This is a genomic window from Microcystis sp. M53603_WE2, from assembly GCF_030065435.1.
Genome location: NZ_JASJFF010000977.1, coordinates 1 through 8147 on the forward strand (window position 1 = coordinate 1; position 8147 = coordinate 8147).

Sequence of the window (8147 nt, forward strand, 5' to 3'; positions counted from 1 at the left end):
AGTAAACAGGACAAGGTAGGGATTGGTTGCATCCCTACCTAACTCTCTGTTTTTCTGCAATCGGAGCGGCGGGATTCGAACCCACGACCCCTACTACCCCAAAGTAGTGCGCTACCAAGCTGCGCTACGCCCCGATATTGAACCTTAACCATCATAGCGATAATCGCAGCATTTTGCAAGCTTTTTTTTTCTTCCTTTCTCCCCCATTCCCGGAATTAGCGGCCAGCTATCTAGCTAATTGGGGAATACGTCCTTTTAATCCCGTCATTAATTGCAGGGCAAACAATTTCAACGGGGGGAAACCGCGCATCATTGCCAATCCGAGACGACGGATGACAACGATAGGCGGCCAGTTATTGGAGAACAGGCGATCTAGAAAATCTGTGAAGCCTAAAATCGCTAAATTCTCCGATCTACGCCATTTTTCGTAGGATTTTAGGGTAGAAAGCGCTCCTATATCTTCTTGCTTTTCCACTGCTTCCTTTAATACCTGCGCTAAAGCGGCCGCGTCGCGAATGCCTAAATTTAAACCTTGACCACCGACGGGATGACAACAGTGAGCGGCATCACCAATTAAAGCCAGTCGGGGTTTAACATAAGTATCACTCTGCATTAACTGTACGGGAAAGAGAGCGCGGGGGCTAACTAATTCGAGTTTTCCCAGTAATCCCCCCGTATATGCTTCTAATTTCTTGATAAATTCCGCTTCGGGCATTTCTTGCAGTTTTTTCGCTTCCCCATGGGGATTTGTCCAAACGATCTGACAGCGATTACCCTGGAGCGGTAAAATGCCCATCGGACCGGTGGGCCAAAATCTTTCAAAGGCGGTATCGTTGCGATCGAGTTGATGTTTAATGGTGAAAGCGACACAGGATTGCCAATATTTCCAACCTTTGGTTTTAATTTGCGCCCCTTGCCGGATAGCGGATCTGGCTCCATCGGCCCCGATGACTAATTTTGTGGTGATTTTTCGGGTTTGACCGGCTTCTTCCAGGGTGACAGTGGCTGTTTCTGCTCCGTACTCCACTTCTAACACTTTGGCAGGGGATAACCAGTCAATGCGATCGCAATCTTGGCCAGCATTGTGCAGGGCGGTTAAAATCACTTGATGTTCGCCCACATAGCCCAAATAATCGGTTTTTAGCTCATCGACCACAAAGGGGACAAAAATCGGGTAATCGGCATCAGAAAGGCGAATATGACGAAATTTACCGATACTGGGCGAGATTTTATCCCAGATACCCAAGCCTGTAAAAATGCGGCTCGACATCAACGAGAGGGCATAAGCTTGACGACGGGAGGCGGCCACCTCTAGGGGACGTTCCTCGATCATAGCGATATTTAATCCTGTATTTTTTAAGGCCACCGCTAGGGTGGTTCCGACTATACCACCCCCGACAATGATTAAATCGTAGCTGTCCCGTCTTAACATATAAATATTTTTCTCGAAGATCATCAGTGACTACAATGATCTATTCTGACACGATTTTCGGGGTTGCTGTCGGGTTTGATTCTCTTGACCCTACCTACCATAGACTTTAAAGGGTTTTGTCCGTCGCTGAGAGTTTCGGGTTATCGCTCTTCCTGGAGTTTCGGAAGGGCGATAACAAGCTGCTACAAGCCCTGTTGGCTGATGCTCCTGAGGCGCCAGTCTTCCTCGATACCCCGACGGGTAATCTGGCGGCGCTGGCACTTGCCCGCCGTTGGGGATATGTTTGGGGCAACAAACCGAGAACTTGGCTAAAGACATAACCCGCAAGATCAAGTTTTTTTAACTCTCATCAGATGCAAATGCGTCAAGGCTTTTTTGAGTCCAATTGTCCAGAGCAGTATTGATAGAGTTAAAAACTCCCATTGTTTCGAGCATATTCCCCTGCAACTTTTCTTGAAGTTCGCTAAAAATACTGGTTTGGACATTGAATAGATCATCTACTTTTTGAGCGCCCTTTAAGATCTCTAGATACTTGGCTGTAGTTTCTAGATAGAGGCGCATCAATTCTGCTTGCTTTAGTCCGAGACTGGTCATCGAACTTACATAAATTTCACCCAAGTCCTTAAAAGAATCAGAGGTTGCCTGTAAATTCACCAGCTTCAGTTGGCTTTGAAATAGTTCATTAATACTATCAGTATAAACTTCCCCCAATTCTTTGGTCAAGCTTAGATAACCCTTGCTTAGTTCAGCGAAGGCGCTGGGGTTAACAAAACTTGTTAACATGGCATCCATCGCGTTCACATTAGTGGCCGTAATATTCTTGAAGGACTCTATTGCCAATTTGTTCGAGTCAATCCACTGTTTAACTAGCTCGTTTTGCATGGTAGTTTCCTCGTAAACTGCTTAATGTATTTCTCTGTCTGTGCCAGCAAAAAGATTAAATTATTGAGGGCGCGGTTCGGCCAACCGTTCTAACATAGCGACAATTGCCCTCATCTGGGGAGACTCTCTAGTATAAAAGACAGGATTATCTGGGTCTGCACTAGAATATCCCCAAAAATCCCAGCATCCCTGGGGATTGTAAGGGATTGATGCTGACGGTTCAACCTGGGGATATAGGACAATTATCCTATTGGTATCAGCTATTTCATTGTAACCGGTTTTAGTGTAGTAAGTATCATCAATTTCCGTTGCCCCCTGTTTGCAACCATGAATAGCTACATGAACTTTGCAGCTTTCTTTTTTACAGGCTTCAGGTACATAAACATAAGCCTCCCGACTCATACTCGTCTTTTTACCGTCAATAAACTCGTTCTGGTCAAACCGAATAATCTTGCCACTTAATCTATTAGAGTCAACTGGTGGATTCAACTTGCCATAAATATGCCCTAAAATCCGATGGGATTGCATGAAATCGCAGTCGTTTATAAAGGGTGACTTAGTATCTGAACATGACACCCTAGACTCCTCGACAATTATGGCATGACCGGCATTGATATTCTTGTCGTATTTAATATTTTCTGAGGGCAAGCCGGCAGCTTGATAAAAATCTTTTACTTTGTCAACTACGACAGTTTTAACTACGCGATCATTTGAACCACTGAATAGATAGACTCGATCATCTTTTAAGTTGTTGAGATCGGCAATTTTGTTGGCACTGGCCAGTTTTTGAGCTTTTTTAAATAATCTTTTCCCATCCGGTCCTACTGACTCAGTCAGAGGATTCATGCAAGTTGATGTCGCTTGCTCGAAAAATTGCTCTGGATCCGTCTCGTAAGAACCTACACAATAAAAAGGACCGCCAGCAATAATACCTGCTCCTACCAGTCTATCTGAGTAGGCGACATGGAATTGAGCCGTCATGAAAGCCCCTGATGAAAGGCCAGAAACAGATGTTTGGCTTAAATCTGCCTGATAACCAGATAGCTTGGGTGCTTCCTCGGCCAAGACCGCCCCATTGAAGCTAAAAATACTAAAAATCAAAACAGCCAGTAGTTTTAATCCTGCCTTAATCATAAGACCTCTTGCAAAAATCGGAACCTATGATATTAATATAAAGTCGAACAAGATCGAATGATATTAAGATAAAGTAAAACACATCGAACTTTGAAAACCCACTTGCCACTTCCCACTTTGCTGTACTTTTTAAACAGGATTTGGTATAACATATCTGGCTAATCTCTGGCAAGAGTGCCTCTCTTAACTAGGAAATCACCATGGAACTTGATCAACGAATAGCCGATTTTTATGACTCCTCTAGTGGACTGTGGGAAAGGATTTGGGGCGAACATATGCACCATGGTTACTACGGTCGGGGCGGCAAGATTAAACTCGATCGCCGTCAGGCACAAATTGATTTAATAGAAGAATTATTAACTTGGGGAAATGTCACCAGTGCTAATCAGATTCTCGATGTCGGTTGTGGCATTGGTGGCAGTAGTCTTTATCTGGCCGAAAAATTTCACAGCCAAGCGGTGGGGATTACTCTATCCCCGGTACAAGCCGCTAGAGCCAGCCAAAGAGCGCAAGAGTTTAATTTAGAGGAACAAGTGAGTTTTTCTGTGGCTGATGCCCTAAAAACCCCCTTTCCTGAGAATAATTTTGATCTGGTCTGGTCTTTGGAAAGTGGCGAACATATGCCCGATAAAAGGCAATTTCTGCGGGAATGTTATCGGGTTTTGCAGCCCGGGGGGACTTTTTTGATGGCTACTTGGTGTCATCGTCCGACCACTTCCCTGGCTGGTAATTTAACGGAAGGAGAGATTAAACTATTAAACGAGATTTATCAGGTTTATTGTCTGCCATATGTGATTTCTTTGCCAGAATACGCCGATATTGCCTGTGAAGTTGGCTTTCAAGACCTAAAAACCGATGATTGGTCCCTATCGGTGGCCGCTTTTTGGGATGTGGTGATTGATTCGGCCCTAACCACAGATGCGATCGCAGGTTTGTTAGCAAGCGGTTATACTACTATCCAAGGGGCCTTATCTTTAGGGTTAATGCGGCGCGGTTACGAGTCGGGTTTAATTCGTTTTGGTTTACTGCAAGGGAAAAAATAATCAGCTTGGCGATGATTACAGTGCAGCGATTGATAATTAGGCGTTGTCAGATCAGAATAGGAAAGATGCAATGCAATCCTTGCTACCCTTCGACCCCTTCAACTCCTTCGACTTGGCTCAGGGCAAGTTGGCTCAGGGCAAGTTGGCTCAGGGCAAGTCAAAGTAATTTGAGTTCCGGTGCTGATTCGGATCATCTTTCAATTTGACAACGCCAATTTTTCCCCAATCCAGTCTTTGACAATAGCTTGTAACGGTAAATCACGACGCTGACTTTCTTGCTCAAGAGCCTCTACCATCCATGAGGGAAACTCAAACGCAATTGTTTGTTCCTCGGAATTAGAACGTTTAATTTTAGTTAAATCCAAGTATTCGATGATATTTTCTCCATCATCAAATTTGCGGTCAAAATCTTCAGCTTTCATAAATTTCTACCTCTTCAGGTCTAGAGCGTCGGACTGAAATAATACGGATTTTGGTTTGACGATAGGTAACTACGGCTGACCAATGCTTACCTGCTATTATACCAATAACAACAAATCGTGGTTCATTTTCTGTTCGGGCTGGAATTTCGACTTTTTGGGAATCTAACCATAATACTTGAGCTTCAACAAAATCTAGACCATGTTTATTTTTGTTAGCTTGGCTTTTATTAGGATCAAATTCAAATTCCGGTTTTTTCATTCTCTTGGCTTCGTTTCCGTGACTGCATCTCAATTTGGTCGAAATATCTATAGGACATTTTGGGCGCACGCAGTTCGATAAACTCACTGACCACTAGGTACTCCTACCAGAATATTATGGTAGTGACTGTATCGGCAAAATTTATAGTACAATTGGGCTAATAAATTTTGGAATTCCCTTGCTGCTGTTATCAGTAAAAAGTTATCAGGTAGAACCCGAAGGGAGCGTCCCCAAGTAAAAGGGAAAGAGATATCACCTGACCATAATCTTGCTGGTTTTCTTGGATCTTGTCCGATGGCTCAGGGCAGATTTGAACTGCCGACCTTGGGCTTATGAGTCCCCTGCTCTGACCAACTGAGCTACTAAGCCGTTGTTTACACAGTTATCAATCATAACACACAATCACCCAATTGCACAAGAGCAAAAAAGGGAAGATTTTTTCTTCCCTTTCTGGGCATCTTTAACGTCTGCCTGGCAGGAAAGCGATGGGATTGACTGCTCCCTGGCCGGAGGGGTGAACCTCGAAATGTAGGTGGGGGCCGGTGCTAAAACCGGTGCTACCCATCTGGGCAATTGGCTCGCCTTGCTGAACAGTTTGGCCGCGACGCACCAACAGACGGCTGTTATGGGCATAGAGAGTGACGCTACCATCGGGGTGACGCAGTTTCACCAGATTGCCATAACCGCCAGAATTCCAACCGGAGGCGATTACTTCACCGGCGGCCGCCGCCACAATCGGGGTCCCCACTGGACCGGCGATATCGATGCCGCGATGAGGTCTGCCCCAGCGCCAACCGAAACCGGAGGTTAACACACCTCTGGTGGGCCAGATAAAGCCGGTAAAAATGGGGGCGGGATTAGGTAAATACTCATCGGGATTAGCGAGGGGAGGAAGGGAAGGTTCTACGGTTTCGCCGACGGGAATTCGTAGGCGGTCATTATATTCTTCCACATTGGTAGGAGCCGAACCGATAATCTGTGGGGGGGTGCTTTGGTTAGAACGAGAACGAAGGGCAGCCCATTGGGGATTAGGGGTTATTTGCCGATCATCGACGGTTTCTGCGGGATTATCGACGGGAATAGCGATACTTTTCTGGGTTTCCGAAAGGTTAGTTTCCCGCAGATTAGCCACCTCTTGGCGCAATCTTTCCCGATAGCTGCCGGTGATATTTTCGGGGAATTCTTCCGTCTCCGTGGTGGCGGTTGCGGCGGGCAAATTTTGTCGATTGCTGGGGTTAAAGGACAATCTCGGTCGATCGCCGACCAAGGGGGTAAGATTTTGATTAACTCTAGCGTTGGCAGAGCGGTCGGGAATCACTAGGGTTTGATTAACTTTAATCCGGTTGGGGTTGTCAATGCCGTTTTCCCTGGCTAATTCGGCGGGGGTGATGCCGAGAGCGCGAGCGATCGTGTTTAAGGTATCCCCTGGCCGAACCCGATAAACTTGGTTTTCTGGGGGAACTATGACCCGAGGATTGGGAACGGCGGGAATTTCAGTCACAGGAGCCGGATTTCGTAGGGCAACGCTGGGAATTTCCGGTCTGCTTGTCAAGGGAGGATTAACGGCAATTGTGGCTATCGGGCGATCGCTTTCAGGGGTGGGAACGGGAATCGGGATCACCTGGCTGGTTGGTCGGGGCGATTCTTCGGGAGCAATAACGGGAATCTCGACAGTGGTTGGCGAATTATCGGGAACGAGAGCGGTAGTTTCGGTGACGATTACTGTTTCCCCGGAATCGGACTGATGGGGGATTTCCTGGGTCCGTAGGGCGGCCAAACTTTCTTGGAGACGTTGACGGGTTTGACGCAGACTAGCAGAGGAACTATCCAACTGCTCAGGAGTTGCTGCCGGGGCTGCCGGGGGCAACTGCTCAGGAGTGGGAATTTTTAAGGTTTGTCCGATAATCAGATCGGATTGGGGGGGGAGATTATTGCGGTTAGCGATCGCTGTAGGGGTGGTTTGATAGGTGTCGGCTAAACTCCACAGGGATTCTCCCGGTTTTACCTGATGCTCAACCACTGATGTGGCGATGAATTTGACGGTAGCAAGTGCTTGGGATTGGATTATTTGCGGTTCTTTTAGTTTTTTACCCGCATCCTTGGCTTTTTGGGACAGGTCGATCACTTCCCATTCTAAGGGTACAGAATTGGCGGCCTGGGCTGATTCTGAGGTGGAGTTGAGAATGCTAGGTACTCCCAGAGAGAGTGCTAATCCCAGTAGAGCAACTGAGTAACGGACTCGGTTAGACTCAGCGGTGCAATTCTGTTCTGGGGTAGCGGATGTCATGGGGTTGGGGATAAAAGTCTCTTTCAAACAGACCTCCTGTGGTGTAAAGAGTTAGCTAGAGCCAGTCGATGAAGCCGATGATTCTAGCTTTCAGCATTAGCCTTGAGGCTAGAGTAGAAGTTAGGCAACTTTCTTTTTAGTCAAAATACCTAAAGGTGACTTTTAGGAGAGATTAACTTAGATTTTGAAATTATGCAAGTCTCCCTCTGACTATTAGCATCGGGATCACGGCAAGTTGGTGACATTTTGAATGTCCAGATTGACGATGCTCTATCTCAGTTGTTCCAAGCTGATCAGCATTTTTGGTCTTGCCAATTTTTGCCAGTTTTTTCATAGAAATTTTTTATCTGTTTGGCAATTTACAAAGAAATTATTAATCATTCGCCGCTCGACAGGAAACAAGGGGCAACGATGGCTATTCAAGGTCAATACCGGATAAATAGGGTTTGCCGAAAAAATTTTTTCTGGGGGCAGGGTGTGGGGTGTGAGGTGTCGGTCGTCCATAGCCAATTAGGTTACACTTCGTCTTGATCAGAAAAAGGCTGTCATACTATTAGGGGTCGAGAAAATCGTCACCGACCTCCCCTCCCATTCAGAACCGTGCATGAGACTTTCACCTCACACGGCTCCTAGTTTGACGGTTCCCTTGTTAAGGATACAACTTGACATCTTTTTGTTGACCTTGTAT

At 46.1% G+C, this 8147-nt stretch carries 7 protein-coding genes and 2 tRNA genes; 1 reads left to right on the forward strand and 8 read right to left on the reverse strand.

Going from position 1 to position 8147, the window contains the following annotated elements; all coding sequences use genetic code 11:
• Positions 1 to 60: 60 nt before the first annotated feature.
• The 4 genes from PX481_RS20605 to PX481_RS20620 all read right to left on the reverse strand — a co-directional run bounded on the left by PX481_RS20605 (position 61) and on the right by PX481_RS20620 (position 3448).
• Positions 61 to 134: transfer RNA gene (locus tag PX481_RS20605), tRNA-Pro, on the reverse strand.
• Between the two features lie 92 nt (positions 135 to 226).
• Positions 227 to 1432: an FAD-dependent hydroxylase gene (locus tag PX481_RS20610; RefSeq protein WP_288095732.1), complete on the reverse strand. Its 1206-nt coding sequence runs from the start codon at positions 1430 to 1432 to the stop codon at positions 227 to 229.
• Positions 1433 to 1771: 339 nt separating this feature from the next.
• Positions 1772 to 2314, reverse strand: coding sequence for a phasin family protein (locus PX481_RS20615; RefSeq protein WP_002759045.1), 543 nt, complete (start codon positions 2312 to 2314; stop codon positions 1772 to 1774).
• Between the two features lie 60 nt (positions 2315 to 2374).
• Entirely contained in the window at positions 2375 to 3448 is a 1074-nt protein-coding gene (locus PX481_RS20620) for an extracellular catalytic domain type 2 short-chain-length polyhydroxyalkanoate depolymerase (protein WP_002759047.1), read from the reverse strand.
• A 200-nt stretch (positions 3449 to 3648) separates the two neighbouring features.
• On the opposite strand from PX481_RS20620, the gene PX481_RS20625 reads away from it, so the two are divergent.
• Entirely contained in the window at positions 3649 to 4491 is an 843-nt protein-coding gene (locus PX481_RS20625) for a methyltransferase domain-containing protein (protein WP_288095727.1), read from the forward strand.
• Between the two features lie 197 nt (positions 4492 to 4688).
• Here the strand turns inward: PX481_RS20625 and brnA are convergent, their stop codons facing one another.
• The 4 genes from brnA to PX481_RS20645 all read right to left on the reverse strand — a co-directional run bounded on the left by brnA (position 4689) and on the right by PX481_RS20645 (position 7459).
• Entirely contained in the window at positions 4689 to 4913 is a 225-nt protein-coding gene (brnA, locus tag PX481_RS20630; RefSeq protein WP_002759052.1) for a type II toxin-antitoxin system BrnA family antitoxin, read from the reverse strand.
• The gene (locus tag PX481_RS20635; RefSeq protein ID WP_002759054.1) at positions 4903 to 5172 is read right to left on the reverse strand and encodes a BrnT family toxin; all 270 of its coding nucleotides are present in this window, start codon (positions 5170 to 5172) and stop codon (positions 4903 to 4905) included. The genes brnA and PX481_RS20635 overlap by 11 nt, the downstream gene beginning before the upstream one ends.
• Before the next feature lie 295 nt (positions 5173 to 5467).
• Positions 5468 to 5541 (reverse strand) — tRNA-Met (locus PX481_RS20640).
• Positions 5542 to 5632: 91 nt separating this feature from the next.
• Complete coding sequence (locus tag PX481_RS20645; RefSeq protein WP_288095730.1) at positions 5633 to 7459, reverse strand: peptidoglycan DD-metalloendopeptidase family protein; 1827 nt, start codon at positions 7457 to 7459, stop codon at positions 5633 to 5635.
• Between the last annotated feature and the right edge of the window lie 688 nt (positions 7460 to 8147).